Raw genomic sequence first — 17,628 nt, 5'->3', positions numbered from 1 at the left:
AATAACTCATTTTTATTATGAATATCGATTGCGTATTCATAAGCGTAATCTAATGGATTGTTCTTTAACCATATTTGGGCTTATCAAACTTTCGGTGTAGCGTGAGTTAGTATCAAAAGATTACTGAGAATTAAGTGTTGTCTAGGGAAGTGCATACAAAAAGTGACGTAAATTGATCGTTGAGCTTTAATTGAGAAAGTCTAGGTTGAGGACGCTTGGCTGGTGATTTGCATTTGTTCAGAGTTTACGGGGGAAAGCCTGTATCGAGAGGGGAAATGTTTATAAGCAGGCATAAAAAAGCGCCGATAAAAATCAGCGCTTTAAAATTCGTTTTAGCTATAAGAGCTAATTATTGAGCAACAACGTTTGCTGCTTGTAGGCCTTTTTGACCATTTTCAACTTCGAAAGAAACCTTTTGGCCTTCTTTCAGAGTTTTGAAGCCTTCAGAAACGATTGCACGGAAGTGTACGAATACGTCAGCGCCGCCGTTGTCTTGAGAAATGAAACCGAAACCTTTCTCTTCGTTAAACCATTTTACAGTGCCAGTATTTGTGTTAGACATAATTTGTCCCTTATTCATAAATTTTCTAAGTTGTTGATTGCATTTAATGCAATGCGCTGATAATTGAATTATTTAATATTGCTAAGAAATAAGGAAAAACTACTTACAAAAACGGGTAACGATTTTACATGTCAATTTTTTACTATTCATCTAACTTAAATAACTCCGGCTAACAGAGCGAGAGCATGTTAACACAGTCTTTTGAGATGTACACGCATTGCTTAAGAAATTTGTGCTTTTTTTGTCATACCGTGCGAATGTACAAGATTTACACTGATTTAGTGATAGTTTTGTCGCTTCGTCCAACACAACAAAAGGAAGCATCTCAGCTTCCTTTTGATCATTAGTATAGACGATATTAACGCTTAAAGTTGATATCTTCAGTTTGATCTAAATTTATTTTTGTTTTCGCTGGTTGAGTCTCTGCAATCACCTTACCGTGGCGTATTGAGTACTTCACTGGTACTTGGCGGCGTACTGCATCAAAGCCATTGTCAGCAGGAAGAATCAGCAAGCTACCTGGCTTACCTTCTTCGATACCGAAGTTGTCTTGAATGTTCAATGTGCGAGCAGAGTTCTTGCTGATCAAATCAAGTGAGTTGTTGATTTGGTCGTAGCCCATAACCTGTGTTACATGCAGTCCCATGTGCAGAACTTGAAGCATGTTCGCTGTGCCCAGTGGGTACCATGGGTCAAACACATCATCGTGGCCAAAACAAACGTTGATGTCTGCTGCTAGCATCTCTTTAACGCGCGTTACACCGCGGCGTTTCGGGTAATCGTCGAAACGGCCCTGTAAGTGAATGTTCACTAGCGGGTTTGCCACGAAGTTGATACCTGACATCTTCAATAGACGGAACAGGCGAGATGTGTAAGCACTGTTGTACGAACCCATTGCAGTGGTGTGGCTAGCAGTTACTTTCTCGCCCATTTCAAACTTATGAGCAAGGGCTGCTAATGTTTCCACAAAGCGAGACTGTTCGTCGTCGATTTCATCACAGTGAACGTCGATCAGACAGTCGTACTTGCGTGCAAGCTCGAACACATAATGCAAAGATTCAACCCCGTATTCACGAGTGAATTCGAAGTGAGGGATAGCACCGATAACGTCAGCGCCGATCTTCACTGCTTCTTCAAGCAACTCTTTGCCGTTAGGGTATGAAAGAATACCTTCTTGAGGGAATGCAACGATCTGGATGTCGACCCACTCTTTCATCTCTTCACGAACTTCAACCATCGCTCTTAACGCAACGAGTGTTGGGTCAGACACATCAACGTGTGTACGAACGTGTTGAACACCGTTAGCTATCTGCCATTTCAGTGTTTGCTTGGCACGAGACTTTACGTCTTCGATTGATAGCAGTTCTTTGCGCTCAGCCCAACGCTCAATACCTTCAAACAAAGTGCCAGAGATGTTCCAGTTAGGCTCACCAGCAGTTTGAGTAGTATCTAGGTGGATGTGCGGTTCACAGAAAGGAGTAACTGCAATGCCACCTTCAGCATCAAGGATGTCGCCTTGATGATTGATTTGCGCGCCATTATCGAGAATGCGAGAAAATTGACCATTTTCAATCAGAATCTGTTTCAAGCCTTCTTGGTCTTGAAGTTTCGCGTTCTTGATTAATAAGGTTGTCATAGTGTGTCCTTAAGCGGCCTGAGATTTCAGAGCTTTTTTGTTCAATAGAGGATTAAGCACGAGGTAACTGATTGCACCACCTAACACTGCGTTCAAAGGAACAACGCCAGGTAGGAAGTGACCAGCGGCTACGCCTGTTGCTACCGCGATAATGCCAGCCCAGTTAACGGTTTGGAACTCTGCATTTGCAAAATCTTTGTAACGTTTACGGTTCGCGAAGAAGTCGGCGATGATTACGCCACCAATTGGTGGAATCGCCAGCGAAAGGAAGGTTAACCAACCAACGAAGTTGTTGTATAACCAAAGTGCGAAAATCGTACCGATAATGCCGTTAATGATTGACATTGTAGTACTTGAGCGACCAGTGATGTTAGATAAACCCAAACCGGATGCATAAAGTGCATTTTCATTGGTTGTCCAGATATTCAAGCCAAGCACGATGATGGCTGGAAGCAGCAGACCTTGCGCGACCATCACATCTGAAATATCAGCCTGACCGGTTGCTGCTGCTCCTGCTGCGCCGAAGATAAACATCAGCGAGTTACCGATGAAGAACGCAACCATAGTAATTAATACTGCGCTTGCTGGCTTTTTACCAAAGCGAACGAAATCGGCCGTTAACGTACCCGCACTTACGAACGAACCTACAACCATTGCAAGAGCCATTGAAAAGTCCATTGGCGTCTCTGGTTTAATAAGTTGCAATTGCTCTAGTCCACCAACACTGTCTACCGCAGTCAGTACTGAGTAACCACCCAGAATCGCAATCGCAGGCACTGCAATCGCTGAAAGCACCATTAGCGCTTGAATGCCGAAGTACACTGTACCCGTCATCAATAAGCCAGATACGATAATCAAGGTGTTGGTATCAATGCCCGTTGCTTTTTGTACTGGAATAGCAAACATCGCAACACCCACACCAAACCAACCGACTTGTGTACCACCAAGTAAAGCAGAAGGAAGCCATGAGCCTTTAGTACCGAAAGAGAAACGAGCAAGGAGGTGGGTAGAGAGGCCAGTAGATGAGCCGATGTAGCCAAGAAAAGAAGTGTAAATACCGAGGATTAGGTTACCGATGAGAACGGCGAGGAAGAAATCGTTGAATGAAAGACCTGTCCCGAGTGAACCACCTGTCCACATACTTGCAGAGAAGAAAGTGAGTCCAAGCATTACCATGGTGAGTGAAGCGACTCCTTTCCTAGCCGATGTAGGAACCGGCCCTAGACTGTAGTTATTATCAGCAGCCATTTTTTACCTCCGCAAATGATCAAAATTAAAATTAACGGTCGCCGTATTGCAGGCAAACTTGCGCATTATGGTGATATAAATCACATAGTCAATGCTAATTTTGTCAATAATTGCCCATAAAAACCAGTTATTGCAGTAATTGTCTTGTAAAACATAGGGTTATTTTCTGTCTTTATTTAAAAAAAACAAATAGAAAACGTTTTCTATAATGCGTTGGTTATCTGCTGTTCTTGGTTGGCTATGAATGCTTATTATTATACGTCTGAATGGGTGTCTGTATCGAAAAAGAGGGCGGTTGGCCAAACTGCAGGCAAAAAAATAGCCAATCGCAATAATCGCAATTGGCCTATATATTTTGTGAACAAGAATAGGTTCACTAACAACGTCAGTTGGCTAGGTGACCCTCGGCTTAAGAAGGGTCAATATATACATTGCAGTTAGTGTGCCAACTTTTAAAACCACGTAAAACGGCAGTTTTATAGCAATCTGGTGCGTATTTGAGCGTTTAATTTGCGTTTTTGAAATGCCCAATTGCAAAATGCAATTGCGATTTGCAACTTTAGAGTGTTTATTCGTTTTTCGGGTTTGTGTTCTTTCTGGCGACGAATGGTGAAATAAACAAAAAGCCCGTGCGATCTAAGAGCGCACGGGCTTGGGTATTGTTTCACCAATAGGAAGTATTAGATGGAGTAGAAGAAGTACAGTTGAGACTTCATTCTAATGATGATCCCGCGTATTACGTCTAGGAACGCCATAAAGCTGATAGGCTTCTCACCGCTTACCCACGCTAATCCGACAGAGCCAACAGGAATATCGTAACCCTCTGCCTCATCAATTTTTAAACGAACAAAGTGGTGCTTGTTCTGAAGGTTTTTGCCTGTGGTAACACGAACCTGCTCATCGATACCCAGCAAACTTGCTTGCGCTTCACCAGTGGCTTCTACAATGCCTTCTACGGTTGCAGAGAACACTTTTCCTGGGTATACCGCTGTCGCAAATTCCGCAGGTTGACCGACCTTAATATTACGAATCGCTTGGTGGTTAACTCGCATCAGCACGTACTTCTCTTCGGTATACATCTGGATACGAGGCATCATTGAAACACGCTGACCTTCACGAAGAATAAAGTTCGTTACAAAGCCGTCAGTCGGTGCCGTGACTTTGGTGCTGTTCAAGTCCCATTGTGCTTGTGCCAGTGTTGCCTTTGCTGAATCGACCTCAGTTTGCTTCTTGCTCACATTGGTTTCAGCTTTGTGGATGTTCAACTTCGCATTCTCGGCATCGACTTCTTTCTTGCTAAGCTGGGATTCCAATGTCGTAACGTTATACGTCGCTAAGTCTACCTTTGCTGTTTGTTGGTCGATGTCAGTTTCAGTGATCGTATGTTCTACCACTTTGTTTTGCTTCTGGTAACGATCAAGCGTCTTTGACTGCAGTACTAAGTCTGTTTTAGCCGAATCTATTTGTGCGACTGAAGCTTTGATGTCTTCAAGCGCCGATTGATAGCTGACTTTTGCAATGCTCACTTCTTGACGAGCTGTGTCTAAAGCGACCTCTGCAGACTCAAGTTGAACGCTGGCTTTGTCTCTTGCGATGACATATTTAGTGTCATCAATTTCGTAAATTAGCTGTCCTTCAGTCACATCCTGGTTTGGGTCGATGTGGACTTTGGAAGTTTTTCCCGACACATTAGTTGAATCGGGACGCAGCTGAATATGTGGAGACTGAACCACTGAGCCTCCCGATAGATCCATCGGAGTAAAATTGAGTAGGCCAACCCATACAAACAGCAACCAAGATGTACCCCCTAGGTACGCAAACGCCTTGGTGCCTTTGTTCCAAGGCATACCAACAAGTCTGAGTAAGTAAATGAACAGTGCCCAAATTGCCAAGCCTTCTAACATGTTTGGCTCTCCTCATCTTGCTTGTCGGAAGTTGTTTGCTCCTTGGTTGTGGTCGGTGACTTCCATGTGTCTCTTAGATTGATGATGGCTTTTTCCATATCAACGAAGGCCAAAATTACTGCTAGTACCCATACCCAGTGCCATACAAAACCAATCCATGTTAATGCGGTGATCAAACCGAGTTGTTGATGCTCTTTACTGTGAGCCTTGTTGATTGGTAATTCATGCACACGCCAGAAGCCGTAACATGCAGCAGCGATGGTTGCGACTAACACTACGCCTGCAACTACGTGTAGTGCGGTATCTGCGCCGGTTCCGACAAATGGGACACTAACTAAACTCATTGATATACCCTAGGTTAAATTGAGCACCGAGTGTTATTGATATCAGATTTAGAAGTTGATAATTTACCAATTACTTTAATAATGATGTCATTATGATTTGATCTGTAATAGTGACTTCTAAGTATGGTGGCTAATGAACAATTGTAACTTCTTAAGAGCATTGGGTATTTTGGGTATTTACCAATACGCAACGACTAATAAGGCTGTGAATACTGAGCAATTAGGTATTCCTAAATCGGTGTTTAATAACCCGATGAACCTTATCCCCGTAAGTGAAGTGGACAAATGGTATGGCTTACTTGAACAACAAACCGGTGATTCCGATATTATCTTGAAGCTGGCTGATAGAGTGGATATTGAAAGGCTAGGTCCTCTCTCTAACTGGTTTTTCTCGGGGCACGATCTGGCGTCGTCTATACGCCGAGTTAACATCGGGTTGCACTGTTTGCAGTCCGGGGCTTTTCTATATGGCGCTCAAGTCGGTAATTTCATCAAATGGTGCTACGACAATCCTGCTTATACTGAGGTGGGTAAAGTTCATGACTCAATTCGAGTTGCCATCTTTATGATGAAGATATTAAGGCGTTACTTGGGAGACGACTTTACTCCCGCAGCCGTCTCTATCGCAGGTTATCGCGAGAACACTCAACTCTATCAAGAGTATTTTGGGTGCAATATTCAGTGGGGCCAGCCACGAACTGAAATCTGGATACCAAGCCAGTCGAGGTTATCGAGCAATCAAGCCCCTTCTAGCGGCAAGATGAGCTTGGCAATGAACTTTCATGACTTAGATAATTACCTCAACATGCCTGATGCCGCGGATGAGCATAAGGTGACCTATGAGATGATCAATTACAGTCGCCATTTCGGCCTGCCAACACTGCATAAAGTGTCGAGTTTGCTTGGGTTATCTGAACAGCAATTTCAACGTCGATTGCATAACTTAGGCATCAACTTTTCTACCATTATGGGCTATGCGTTAAGTAATGTGGCGGTGGAGTTGTTGATGTATTCAGTGCCAATAGATAAAGTCGCGACGAGGCTCGGCTATACCAATGTCGCGAGCTTTAATCGGATGTTTAAGAAACATCGAGGTTTGACACCCAAGCAATATGTTGAGCGCCTAAAAACTGGCCTGTAACTATTCAGAGCTAACTTATGGTTCGTTTATGGATCAGGCTGGACAAGTAAACCATCCCCCAAGTACTCAAAATGAAAGGGGCGGTGAGTGGTAACAGTGACAGTTCATGAAAACCAAGTGTGATGAGACAGCTTAACAGCATGCCTAATAGGATTAACGGCCAACGGATTCGCGGATAGGGCACAAGTGCTAAAGTGGCAAGAATGGCGTTGTACCCGTAAAGACCTTGGGCTACCAGTTCGTTAGAAGCGCCAATCAACCCGCTAAATACGGTGCTAATTATTACTGCGAGCATAACCCAAATGGCATGCTTGATATTGTTGAGTGCGATGGCGACTAAGATAACGAGCCCCGACAACGCATTTTCGATGAAGCTGACTTGGCTTATCCCTTTTAACAACGGGATCACCACTGTCGGCAGGTTGAACCACGAGTTAGCCTCAATACTGATGAGTGGCATCAGTGCGGAATCAGGTGCAGAAAACGCTGACAGCTCAAAGGTTGATTGGATAATATAAATCAGCCAAGTGGTGAGGATAAAGGCGCTAGTGTAACCGCGATATTTCTCAAAACTGAATACGATGTGGGCAATCGGCACCGTGAGTAATGCACCTAACGCAGTCACTAAAGCCAATAATGGTGTCACACCAAAAAAGTTACCGATAAATAAACCAATCAAAGCGCCATTTAGCGCGTACATTCCACTATCAATGTCGTCAACTGACTTGTTGGTGTTGGTGTTGGTGTTGGTGTTGGTGTACATATAGCCATAGAAAGCTAATGCATAGCTGCAACTGGCGCCAAGTAAGGTAAGAAAAGCCAGCGCCAGTGACTCAATAGAAATGGCAAGCAACAGCAAAGTCGACGTCATGATAGACGGTGTGAAATAGACTTGCCCAATGCCATTGAGCAAGCCTTGAAACGGCAGAATATCCTTGTTCGTTTTCATCGTCTGATTACATTATTGAGTCATGTTAAATTTTTGTAATTCAGATTGTATACAATTTTATCAAGTTCACCATCTTCGAGTGTTAATTCTGATACCAGCGTTCACCATAAGCTTGTTGGTAATCTGGTGTTTCAATGATGCCTTCTTGTTCTGGAACGGTTTCTAACGGCCCAACAACAGTTCTATAGGGTAATACGCCAGCCCAAACTGGAATGTCCATATCGGCTTTATCATCATTCACTCCATGTTTACCAATCTTCACGGAAGCTTCTGTTAAAGGTATCGCCAACAACTCGGTCGCAGTGAGTTCTTTTTCATTACTGAGCCTCACTTCATCGGTTCTGCCCGGTGCGATTTGCTCAATAAAGATATTCAACAAGCGATCCTTTTCTTGATTGTCATCGATGACTGAAAATGACCCCAATACCACAGCAGAACGATAATGCGCACTATGATGAAATGCCGAACGAGCCAGCACCCAACCATCGAACAAGGTGAACGTTAAACAGGTTGGTTCTCCCTTTTTTAGTCCTTTTAGTAGGCGACTGTTTTTAGCTCCATGAATGTAGACTATATCACCCACTCGCCACGCGAGCATCGGGATGACCATTGGTCCTTGTTCGCCCTGCAATGCAATGTGTGCGATTAAGCTCTCATCAATAATTTGGTGCAGTTTCTCTTGTTCAAATACGGCTTTGTGAGCCCCTTTTTTAATCGTGGTTCTTTTCGTGTTAGATAACATAATCGCTCCTTAATCATTGCCTTTTGATTAATGTAGCGATTAACTGGTCTATTAAATAGAGCCACTTTTAAACACTATTTGGATCCAGTTATGCAGCCTATCGATGTCGGTGATCTACAGTTAGACGAACAACACGGCACGCGTCAAACCGCCTTGTTCCACGCGATAAGAGAGAAGATCGTTCAAGATTTATGGAGCAAGGGCAGTAAGTTACCTTCAACACGTAAGTTGGCTGTCGAGTTATCGGTGAGTCGAAATACGGTGATTTATGCGTACGAACAACTGGTTACTGAAGGCTATATCGAGAGTAAGCAAGGCTCAGGGTTTTATGTCTCGGTTGAACAACCAGAACACTTTCTAAGTTTGTCTAAGCCAAACAGTGTTCAGGATCCGAAGGTCAAACAAACAGTCAGTAAACCGAGTACAAACATAGCGACACCTAACGACATTAACCGCAGCTTTGCCCCAGGAGTTCCTGACTTAGATGCGTTCCCTTTTGCGAAATGGCAGAGGTTGCTGCAACGTCACTCTACACGTCAGAACATTGCGGGCAATCAAGAGGTTCAGGGAAGCTCAGCCTTGAGGGAAGCGTTGAGTGGGTATCTTGCAAGCAGTCGTTCCGTTCATTGTAATGCCGACAGAATCATCATCACCGCAGGTGCGCAGCAAGCCATCTCAATCGGATTAATGGCAACGTTAGCGATGGGCGACAAAATCCTCGTGGAGGAACCCGGTTATCGACAAGTACATAAAATTATCGATCTGTTGAGACTAGAGTTAGAAGGTGTAAGTGTGCGTGAAAAGGTGGGGTTGGATATTGAGAAAGTGTTGGCCAGTAATGCTAAGGCTCTGTATGTCACACCGAGTAACCAATACCCAATGGGCACGACTTTAAATACTGAGCAACGCCTTAAACTGATCGACTGGGCCAATCAACATCAGTCATGGATCATTGAAGATGACTATGACAGTGAGTTCCAGTTTGCTCATCGCCCTTACACCAGTATGCAAGGCTTAGCGGGTAAACTCGGGTTTGATGAACGAATCATTTATGTTGGTTCGCTGAGTAAAGTCATGTTCAACGGACTCCGCTTAGGTTACTTAGTGGTGCCAGAAAGTCTGGTGGCGAAGTGTCTTGAGATCAAAGACGCGCTCACTGGAGACACGGCGTCCCACACACAGGAAGCTTTGGCGGATTTTGTTCGAGAAGGCGACTTGCTGCGTCATATTAGAAAGATGCGTCGGTCATACAAACTCAAGTATGAAGCGATGATAGAAGCGATTGAAAGCGAGTTTAACGGTGATCTTGAAGTGATCAGTCAGGCGGCAGGGCTACATGTGACCGTGAAGTGGTATCAAGGTATATCTGAACATGAGTGGAGCCGACGAGCTGATCTTCAAAATATCATCATTCGTCCGTTTGATTTTTATGAGTACGGTTCGAGTGATGCTCGTGATTGGAGTGGGGCGGTGCTAGGGTTTGGAAATATCCGTCTGGCTGAGATAAAGCCGAAGATCAAACAGATCGCTCGGCTTTTTTATCAGTGATATTGGTAGGTATCGTTTACAGCTTGTCGATTCATCATTTATCGAGTTACAACTTGTCGATAGAGACGGTGGGTTTACCTTTACCTAGCCACTTCCGCCAAGGGAGTGACAATGTCACAAAAACAGTCACAGCATAGAGCATCGACCAACTTAAACAGATAAACACCAAGGTACAGATGACCAATGAAAGCACGGCAGTGTATCTAGATGCGCCTGTTAGTAATCGGCAAGCGGCTAACATTGCGAGCAGATAAACCAGAACAAAAATACCGTTGGCGAGCTTGAGAAAGAACTCAAGGTCTAAATTAGACAGCTCACCAATCACACACGAAATAAGCACGACAAAGCCAATTGCTAACGTTGGGTAGAGCGGTACGCCGCGGCTGTTCAGTTGAGCCATTCGACTTGCAGGGCTGTGTTGGCGGGCCTGAGCCCAGATCATCCGAGACAGGCTTTGTGTGTAAAGGTTTAGGCTGGCAAAGCAAGCAAAGAACCCCAGCACGCTGATGACGGTTTTGAAGCCATTACCAAACAGTTGTTCTGTTACCCAAGGGATGGATGCGGCATCGAATTCAGATGAACCGAAAGCACCCAGCTTAAGAATCACTACTGAACAAGCCCAGTACACTAGCCCCGCAACAAAACAGCCTGCAATGATGGCGATTGGGAAGTCACGTTGTGGATTTTTGAATTCCTCTCCCATGTGAGCAAAAGCTTCTATTCCGACAAAGCACCAAAACATGACAGCTAAAGCAGCGCCGATAGACCACATTGAATTGGATGAGATGGCAGGAAGAGCAACATCGGTTGCCGTGATGTCGGCTTTCCAAACAAAAGCGCTGACTAAGGCAAAAATCGACAATGCGATCACGGTTTGCAGTCGGCCAGAAGATTTACTGCCCATCAAATTGACGGCAATAAGCAGGGCGACGGTAAAGGATTGAGCACCAAGTGGTGTATCGAGAGGTGCGGGTAACAATTGTTGAGCAAAACCACCAGCCAGTGCAATGGCCGCTGGAATACCGACAGGAATAACACTCACAAACAACCACGCCACGCTTGTTTCTAATCGCTCGCTAAACGCCTGGCGCACAAAATAGGCAGTACCACCTGCATTCGGGTAGCGTTTTCCTAATGATGCGAAGGTCAGTGCAATCGGGCAAATAGCGATAAACAGGATTAACCAAGCGAGAAGAGACAACTGTCCTGCAATGCCTGCTGCGATCGCAGGGATCATAAATAATCCAGTGCCTAGCAAGGTCGTCGAGAGTTGTCCGATTCCTGAAATAAGCGTGATTTCTTGTTTGAGTTGTGTCATTCGCTCTCCTAGCTATTTGATTCTGGTCACGGTCTTCCAGTAACTTTCTTCTGGTGTGTGAGAAGTTATGATTGAGAGCATACATTGTTGACATCAATAATACAGCTAGCGAAACGTCGTAAGACACCGTCATTTTAACGGTATTAATCCGATTCAGTGTGAAAGTGTCGGCTGTCAGAATGGCTGTTATAAGTAGGAAAGTTGTGTCAAATTAGGCGTTATAAATAGAACAATAAATGAAAAGAATCAGAAGCATGGATAAATTTGATCGCCAGATTTTGGATATTCTCAAAACCAATGCACGATGCTCAGTGAGCGATATCGCCCGAGATGTCAGCCTCTCGCGCTCAGCGGTGAACGCCAGAATCAAGAAACTGGAAAGCGACAAAGTGATTACGGGCTACTGCGCTCAAGTGGCAGAACCCAACCAAACGAAGAATGTGTGCGCTTATATCTTGTTGAAGTTCGACATGTCGAGTAGTGACCATAGTTGTGAGTCTTACGCGAAACAAATCCAGAGTATTGATGAGGTGCAATGGTGCCACTCTATTAGCGGTGAGACAGATATGATGTTGTACGTGGAAGTGGAAAGCATGGAGAGCTTGAACCGAGTTCGCGATCAGCTGCAAAGTTACCCGGATCTTCGCCACTTAATGACTCATACGGTTTTGACCGAGTTTTTCAACAAACAGAATGCGACGGTGCATTCATGTTAGGCAATATCAACTTAAACCTACTGCGTTCACTGCATGTACTTCTTGAAGAGTGTCATGTGAGCCGTGCCGCCCAACGTTTGCATATCACACAATCCGCGGTGAGCCGTCAGCTCAGCCAGTTACGTGATTTGTGTGGCGACCCTTTGCTGGTCCGTGACGGCAACAAACTGGTGCCGACCAACCGTGCATTGCTACTCAAAGGTAAACTCGACGACCTGCTTGGCGAGTTTGACCACCTGTTAGATGATAAACCCTTCGAGCCGCAAGACTGGCAGGGTGAATTGGTGTTGTCTTCGAGTGATTATGTCGCTCAGTATATTCTTCCTGTGATTGTGGCAGAGGTGTCTGCTGAAGCGCCGAACATTAATTTGGCTTATCGATTGTGGCAGCCAAACTACCTTGAAGCACTGAACGAGTCTGGGATTCATTTGGCTTCCAGTATGTTTCCCACAAAGCCAGAACATGTCTCAAGTATCAAACTTGGTGAAGATAAGTCGGTGTGTTTGATGCGAAAGTCGCACCCGCTGGCTCAACAAGCGGTTTTGAGTGCAGAAGATATTGTTCACTACTCTCACATCAAAGTGACGGGTGGTGGAGATAAAGACAGTTACGCGGACATAGCATTGAAGAAGCAAGGGCTGAAGCGAAGAGTGGCTTTACAGGTTCCGTTCTTTTCATCTGCTGGTACTGTGTTATTGCAAGACGACTATCTGATGATCGTGCCAGAACATATCGCCTATAACCTAGGTCGACACCTCGATACTACCTACTTTTCGTTGCCATTTGATACGGAAATGCATACCTATTGGTTAATGTGGCATCCTAAATATGACAACGACTCTGCCCACAAATGGGCGCGAGAAAAAGCATTCCAAGCCATGCAAAAGTCGAGTTACAATATCAGTATGACTTGAAATCATAGGTGTGATGATAATCTTTGATTTCAAATAATACCTCCTGCGAATTATGGTAAGTGCCAAGTATTGAGTATTAAGCGTAGAGCGTTCAGCTGGAACGCTTTATTTTATTAGGAATGGAATGATGACAGTAACAATTTGGTTTTCTTTATTAGCGATTTGCTTGTTGGGTGCAATGTCTCCGGGCCCAAGCTTGGCGATGATCGCTAAACACAGTTTGGCTGGTGGCCGTATGAACGGGCTTATCGCAGCTTGGTCACACGCTGCTGGTATCGGTATTTATGCGTTCGCAACCATTGTTGGTTTAGCCGTTGTGCTTGAGCAATCCCCAATGTTATTTAAAGGTATTAGCTTAGCGGGGGCTGCTTATCTGCTTTATCTTGGCGTTAATGCGTTACGTTCGAAAGGTGGTGTTGCCGCGAAATTAGAAGCGGGTGAAAAGATGAGTTACATGCAGTCTGCTCGTGAGGCTTTCTTGATCTCTATCTTGAGCCCAAAGATCGCATTGTTCTTCATCGCTCTGTTTAGCCAATTTGTAGCGCTAGGTAATGAACTGACCAATCAAGTGATTATTGTCTCAACGCCGCTGATTGTCGACGGCCTTTGGTACACCTTTATCACCTTGGTACTGTCTAGCCCGTTGATTGTTGAACGTATTCGCTCGAAAGCTCAGTTGATTGATCGACTATCTGGCGTGGTGCTGATCCTGCTTGCTGTTCGCGTGGTGTGGACGATATAGCAGTAAACGATAAGAATAAGTAACTAGGGTCTGTTAACTTTTAGTGGTTAAATTTTGTTCGAGATAGAATCGTTTTAGGCGCGGCAAGGAGTATGTAGCCTAGTCATTCTAAGTTAATACTTCTTAACAAAGCATAAAACGATTCTAGTCGAACCCTTCGGGCAGCCTTTGTGGTTCATTTCTACTGCGTTATCGGCTTCTCATGTAGGCTAGCTACACTTCAAAGCCTCTGCCTTGTAGAAATTTCCCACAAAGTGCTGCAAAAATCAGCTCTAAAGGTCAACAGACCCTAGACGTTCACCAGAAACGACACTCATTAAAAAAGGCTCACTAGACGTTATCTAGTAAGCCTTTTTGATTTCTCTGGATTAGCTTTTGGAAGACTTGAGCTTATTAGCCTTCAGAGTTCAGTACGGCATCTAGCTTCGCCATCGAGTCTGAGAAGTAGGGGTTGTAGGTCAAACGCGCATGGTTCTTCCCTTCTTCACGATAGCCCCAAGCTGAGTACCAAACCTCACTGGTTGCATTGCATTGTTCTTCAAACCCTTCTGCCTGACCATTGGAGCAAATCTTCTCGCTACCATTGATTCCGTAATAAGGGTTGTTTGGTGAGAACAGTAAGCCCATGTGAGAGCCGTTCGAGATGCGTTGCTCTGGGATCTTCATGCTGTACTGAACAGCGCGAGGATCCTCGAGAGTCGTCTCTCCTTGCCAAACCAACACATTGTTTGGATTCGGCATAGATTCAGTAAAGGCTTGCTGAACGTAGTTGGTGTCAATCACGCTGTCGCCTTCACTCATCATAATAAAAACTGGTTTATCGAAGTGTTTATCTTGTAAGTCACCACGTACGACTTCTGATGTCTCGTAGTAAACCGATGCACCATTCATTGGCAACGAGTTGTAACGCAACACATTGTCTTCAGGATCTTGATCCGCCCAAGTGACAAAGTAGCTTGCTAGTCCCGCGTATTGAACGGCAGACGAGCTCGGTTGAAACGCAGGTGAGAACAGCAGTAACCCAGAGATCTTTGGATCGTTCATCGCCTGTGAAGTCACGAGGTTCGCGCCGGTTGAATAGCCGCCTAGCCAAACAGAATCATACTCTTGCTCAAGTAACTTCGTATGATGAGCCACCACACCTTGCCAATCTTCTAGGCTCGGCTGCATTAAATCACCCACACGACTGCCGTGACCCGGAAGTAATACGGTTCTCACTAAGTAACCTTGCTCTGCCAAATGGGTAGCGATGTCTTTAAATGAGTAAGGTGAGTCGCCTAATCCATGAACCAATAATACCGCCTTGCCGTTTGGCGAGGTTGGTTGATACTCGGTTGGTGAATTGAGTTGGATCTCGAGTTGCTTGTCTTCCGTCATGAACACGCGGTTTTTCAATAACCAATCTTGTGTGTCATTGACGTAGGCATCAAAGCTGTCTTGCTGATAGCTAGGCAAGTCTGGAGATGTTTCGTAAGCGGGTATCGGTGTCTCGTTGGAACAACCAACGAGACTTAAAGTCGTTAAGGCCAGCAGTGCTAGGAGGGGCTTTCTTTGCATTATGTAATCTTGTCTCTGTTGTGCTTTCACTATGTCTGAAACTAAAGTTTAGGTTACTTTTTGCTTGAAAGGTCTTCGTATTCACCTTCAATAACACCGGCATCATTGGTTGATGACTGACGAGTGTTCATATGAGCTGCGAAACCTTGTTTCTTCATTTGATTCTGAATGCGCTTGCCAGTAATTAAAGCTGCAATAGCTAAAGGAATAGCAAGGATCAAGCTTGTGAATAACGCCAAAAGGCCAGTAAACAATGCAACAATCGTAACTAATATATTTTTCATATTCATTCCTCTTTTTCTATGTTGTTACTTTATCGCTTCTATTCTGAACGAAACATGAACGCCGTTAATAAATCTCTGAGAGTCACTATGACACGGATGTGTGCTGTTAGGGAGTTTATATGTAGTCATAATCACGCACTAAAAACATGGAATAAAACTAAGTTTAATAAAATCAATATGTTAAAAGTTGGCACGCTTGATGCTCTATAGGGGTTGGAATAAGTCACTGTAAGCAAAGTACTTACAGTTAATAAAAATTACTGGAGCCCTTATATGTTCTGTATTCAATGTGAACAAACAATTCAAACCCCAACCGTAAAAGGCTGTTCTTTCGCACAAGGTATGTGTGGTAAAACTTCGGAAGTATCCGACCTTCAAGACGTGTTGGTGCATTCTCTTCAAGGTGTTTCTTTTTGGGCCAATTTGGGCCGTGCGTGTGATGTTATTGATACTGAAATCGACGAGTGGGCGCCAAAAGCGTTTTTCGCAACACTAACCAACGTTAACTTCGACCCTGCTCGTATCATCGAATTCGCACAACAGTCCCATGAATTCAAGCAGCGTTTAGAGCAACAGGTTCGCGCGGCAGCGACATTGATTGGTTTTGAGATCCCAGCGCTTTCTGCTGCTGCTCAATTCGACCTTCCAACGGACTCTTCAGAGCTATTGGCGCTTGCCCCTCAAGCGGCGGTAAACCGTGGTCACGACTCTCAACACGAAGATGTGATTGGTCTTCGCCTTCTTTGCCTATACGGTCTAAAAGGTGCAGCAGCTTACATGGAGCACGCACGTGTTCTTGGTCAAACTGATAATGCTATTTTCGCTGAATACCATGAAATCATGGCGTTCCTAGGTACAGATCCATCAGACCTAAAACAACTGTTAGATACGTCTATGCAGATCGGCTTAATGAACTACAAGGTCATGGAAATGTTGGATAAAGGCGAGACAGATACCTTCGGTCACCCTCAACCAACAACCGTGAATGTGAAGACGAAGCGAGGTCACTGTATCCTTGTTTCTGGTCACGACCTGCATGATCTAGAAAAGATCCTTCAACAAACGGAAGGCAAGGGCATTAACGTTTACACCAACGGTGAGATGCTACCTGCACACGGCTACCCTGAACTAAACAAGTACCCACACCTTGCGGGTAACTACGGCAGCGCTTGGCAGAACCAGCAAAAAGAATTTGCGAACTTCCCAGGTGCGATCGTAATGACATCTAATTGTCTGCTTAACCCAGATGTGGGCTCGTACGCTGACCGCCTATTTACGCGTAGCATCGTAGGCTGGCCGGGTGTTGCTCACCTTGAAGGTGACGATTTCAGTGCAGTGATCGATTGTGCTCTTGCGCAAGAAGGCTTTAAGCATGACGAGATCGAGCAAATGATCACTGTCGGTTTTGGTCGTAACGCCTTGATGGAAGCAGCGCCTGCGGTTGTTGAACAAGTGAAAGAAGGCAACATCAAACACTTCTTCCTAGTGGGTGGTTGTGACGGCGACAAATCTGAACGTAGCTACTACACAGATTTCACAGCTCAAGCGCCAGAAGATTCAGTAATCCTGACATTGGCATGTGGTAAATTCCGTTTCAACAAAAACCAATTCGGCGACATTAACGGTATTCCACGTCTGCTCGATGTTGGCCAATGTAACGATGCATACTCAGCGATTCAGCTTGCTCTTGCGCTGTCTCAAGAGTTTGATTGTGGCATCAACGAACTACCACTAACACTTGTTCTTTCTTGGTTCGAGCAAAAAGCGATCGTTATCCTGCTTACTCTGTTCGCACTGGGTGTGAAAGGTATCTACACAGGCCCAACAGCGCCTGCATTCCTAACTGAAAACCTACTAAAGATTATTCAAGACGAGTTCGATATGCGTTCTATCTCAACGCCAGAGCAAGATCTTAAAACAATCTTAGCGGCTTAATCTAAGCCCACTCCCAAGCCCCGTTGTTGCTGTTCTCTAGGAACGTGCAGCGGCGGGGCTTTTTAGATTTAATTCTTTAGTATCAGTG

General features: G+C 44.7%; 16 protein-coding genes. 6 read left to right on the top strand and 10 right to left on the bottom strand.

From position 1 onward, the window contains the following. Window positions 1–349: 349 nt before the first annotated feature. The 5 genes from AB6E54_RS04075 to AB6E54_RS04055 form a co-directional block, all read right to left on the bottom strand. Complete coding sequence (locus AB6E54_RS04075; RefSeq protein ID WP_004740083.1) at window positions 350–562, bottom strand: cold-shock protein; 213 nt, start codon at window positions 560–562, stop codon at window positions 350–352. 358 nt (window positions 563–920) lie between these two features. Next, entirely contained in the window at window positions 921–2,198 is a 1,278-nt protein-coding gene (locus AB6E54_RS04070; RefSeq protein ID WP_372107145.1) for a cytosine deaminase, read from the bottom strand. Between the two features lie 9 nt (window positions 2,199–2,207). Beyond that, complete coding sequence (codB, locus tag AB6E54_RS04065; RefSeq protein ID WP_372107147.1) at window positions 2,208–3,446, bottom strand: cytosine permease; 1,239 nt, start codon at window positions 3,444–3,446, stop codon at window positions 2,208–2,210. Window positions 3,447–4,126: 680 nt separating this feature from the next. Then, window positions 4,127–5,350 carry an HlyD family secretion protein gene (locus AB6E54_RS04060; protein ID WP_017066494.1) on the bottom strand — a complete coding sequence of 408 codons (1,224 nt, stop codon included), beginning with the start codon at window positions 5,348–5,350 and terminating at the stop codon, window positions 4,127–4,129. Beyond that, a complete protein-coding gene (locus AB6E54_RS04055; RefSeq protein ID WP_017066493.1) occupies window positions 5,344–5,694 on the bottom strand; it encodes an MFS transporter in 351 nt (116 codons plus the stop codon). Before AB6E54_RS04055 ends, AB6E54_RS04060 begins: the two co-directional genes overlap by 7 nt. A gap of 133 nt (window positions 5,695–5,827) precedes the next feature. Here AB6E54_RS04055 and AB6E54_RS04050 point away from each other — a divergent pair, with 133 nt between their 5' ends. Continuing rightward, entirely contained in the window at window positions 5,828–6,835 is a 1,008-nt protein-coding gene (locus tag AB6E54_RS04050; protein ID WP_017061786.1) for an AraC family transcriptional regulator, read from the top strand. Between the two features lie 10 nt (window positions 6,836–6,845). Here the strand turns inward: AB6E54_RS04050 and AB6E54_RS04045 are convergent, their stop codons facing one another. Further along, a complete protein-coding gene (locus AB6E54_RS04045) occupies window positions 6,846–7,784 on the bottom strand; it encodes an urea transporter (RefSeq protein WP_372107149.1) in 939 nt (312 codons plus the stop codon). 82 nt (window positions 7,785–7,866) lie between these two features. Next, window positions 7,867–8,526, bottom strand: a complete 660-nt coding sequence (locus AB6E54_RS04040; RefSeq protein ID WP_017061784.1) for a pyridoxamine 5'-phosphate oxidase family protein — start codon at window positions 8,524–8,526, stop codon at window positions 7,867–7,869. Window positions 8,527–8,616: 90 nt separating this feature from the next. On the opposite strand from AB6E54_RS04040, the gene AB6E54_RS04035 reads away from it, so the two are divergent. Further along, on the top strand, window positions 8,617–10,074 hold the full coding sequence (locus AB6E54_RS04035; RefSeq protein WP_372103333.1) for a PLP-dependent aminotransferase family protein: 1,458 nt from the start codon (window positions 8,617–8,619) through the stop codon (window positions 10,072–10,074). Window positions 10,075–10,120: 46 nt separating this feature from the next. On the opposite strand, the gene yjeH is transcribed toward AB6E54_RS04035, so the two are convergent. Then, entirely contained in the window at window positions 10,121–11,392 is a 1,272-nt protein-coding gene (yjeH, locus tag AB6E54_RS04030) for an L-methionine/branched-chain amino acid transporter (protein ID WP_102332006.1), read from the bottom strand. A 254-nt stretch (window positions 11,393–11,646) separates the two neighbouring features. On the opposite strand from yjeH, the gene AB6E54_RS04025 reads away from it, so the two are divergent. The 3 genes from AB6E54_RS04025 (at window position 11,647) to AB6E54_RS04015 (ending at window position 13,764) form a co-directional block, all read left to right on the top strand. Beyond that, window positions 11,647–12,108, top strand: a complete 462-nt coding sequence (locus tag AB6E54_RS04025; RefSeq protein WP_017061781.1) for an Lrp/AsnC family transcriptional regulator — start codon at window positions 11,647–11,649, stop codon at window positions 12,106–12,108. Then, window positions 12,102–13,022, top strand: coding sequence for a LysR family transcriptional regulator (locus tag AB6E54_RS04020; RefSeq protein WP_017061780.1), 921 nt, complete (start codon window positions 12,102–12,104; stop codon window positions 13,020–13,022). Before AB6E54_RS04025 ends, AB6E54_RS04020 begins: the two co-directional genes overlap by 7 nt. A 127-nt stretch (window positions 13,023–13,149) precedes the next feature. Further along, window positions 13,150–13,764, top strand: coding sequence for a LysE family translocator (locus AB6E54_RS04015; RefSeq protein ID WP_017061779.1), 615 nt, complete (start codon window positions 13,150–13,152; stop codon window positions 13,762–13,764). A gap of 393 nt (window positions 13,765–14,157) precedes the next feature. Here the strand turns inward: AB6E54_RS04015 and AB6E54_RS04010 are convergent, their stop codons facing one another. Further along, window positions 14,158–15,321, bottom strand: coding sequence for a carboxylesterase (locus tag AB6E54_RS04010; protein WP_017061778.1), 1,164 nt, complete (start codon window positions 15,319–15,321; stop codon window positions 14,158–14,160). Between the two features lie 53 nt (window positions 15,322–15,374). Then, entirely contained in the window at window positions 15,375–15,605 is a 231-nt protein-coding gene (locus tag AB6E54_RS04005) for a hypothetical protein (RefSeq protein ID WP_017061777.1), read from the bottom strand. Between the two features lie 273 nt (window positions 15,606–15,878). Here AB6E54_RS04005 and hcp point away from each other — a divergent pair, with 273 nt between their 5' ends. Beyond that, entirely contained in the window at window positions 15,879–17,540 is a 1,662-nt protein-coding gene (hcp, locus tag AB6E54_RS04000; protein WP_017068651.1) for a hydroxylamine reductase, read from the top strand. Window positions 17,541–17,628: the final 88 nt, after the last annotated feature.

It is taken from the genome of Vibrio sp. 10N.247.311.49 (genome assembly GCF_041467655.1).
Lineage (GTDB): Bacteria > Pseudomonadota > Gammaproteobacteria > Enterobacterales > Vibrionaceae > Vibrio > Vibrio crassostreae_C.
This window is presented reverse-complemented; position numbering and strand designations above follow the sequence as displayed.

Bases quoted from the DNA above. Each gene is read 5' to 3' on its own strand.
- AB6E54_RS04075 (WP_004740083.1), bottom strand. From the start codon at position 562: ATGTCTAACACAAATACTGGCACTGTAAAATGGTTTAACGAAGAGAAA.
- AB6E54_RS04070 (WP_372107145.1), bottom strand. From the start codon at position 2,198: ATGACAACCTTATTAATCAAGAACGCGAAACTTCAAGACCAAGAAGGC.
- codB (WP_372107147.1), bottom strand. From the start codon at position 3,446: ATGGCTGCTGATAATAACTACAGTCTAGGGCCGGTTCCTACATCGGCT.
- AB6E54_RS04060 (WP_017066494.1), bottom strand. From the start codon at position 5,350: ATGTTAGAAGGCTTGGCAATTTGGGCACTGTTCATTTACTTACTCAGA.
- AB6E54_RS04055 (WP_017066493.1), bottom strand. From the start codon at position 5,694: ATGAGTTTAGTTAGTGTCCCATTTGTCGGAACCGGCGCAGATACCGCA.
- AB6E54_RS04050 (WP_017061786.1), top strand. From the start codon at position 5,828: ATGAACAATTGTAACTTCTTAAGAGCATTGGGTATTTTGGGTATTTAC.
- AB6E54_RS04045 (WP_372107149.1), bottom strand. From the start codon at position 7,784: ATGAAAACGAACAAGGATATTCTGCCGTTTCAAGGCTTGCTCAATGGC.
- AB6E54_RS04040 (WP_017061784.1), bottom strand. From the start codon at position 8,526: ATGTTATCTAACACGAAAAGAACCACGATTAAAAAAGGGGCTCACAAA.
- AB6E54_RS04035 (WP_372103333.1), top strand. From the start codon at position 8,617: ATGCAGCCTATCGATGTCGGTGATCTACAGTTAGACGAACAACACGGC.
- yjeH (WP_102332006.1), bottom strand. From the start codon at position 11,392: ATGACACAACTCAAACAAGAAATCACGCTTATTTCAGGAATCGGACAA.
- AB6E54_RS04025 (WP_017061781.1), top strand. From the start codon at position 11,647: ATGGATAAATTTGATCGCCAGATTTTGGATATTCTCAAAACCAATGCA.
- AB6E54_RS04020 (WP_017061780.1), top strand. From the start codon at position 12,102: ATGTTAGGCAATATCAACTTAAACCTACTGCGTTCACTGCATGTACTT.
- AB6E54_RS04015 (WP_017061779.1), top strand. From the start codon at position 13,150: ATGACAGTAACAATTTGGTTTTCTTTATTAGCGATTTGCTTGTTGGGT.
- AB6E54_RS04010 (WP_017061778.1), bottom strand. From the start codon at position 15,321: ATGCAAAGAAAGCCCCTCCTAGCACTGCTGGCCTTAACGACTTTAAGT.
- AB6E54_RS04005 (WP_017061777.1), bottom strand. From the start codon at position 15,605: ATGAAAAATATATTAGTTACGATTGTTGCATTGTTTACTGGCCTTTTG.
- hcp (WP_017068651.1), top strand. From the start codon at position 15,879: ATGTTCTGTATTCAATGTGAACAAACAATTCAAACCCCAACCGTAAAA.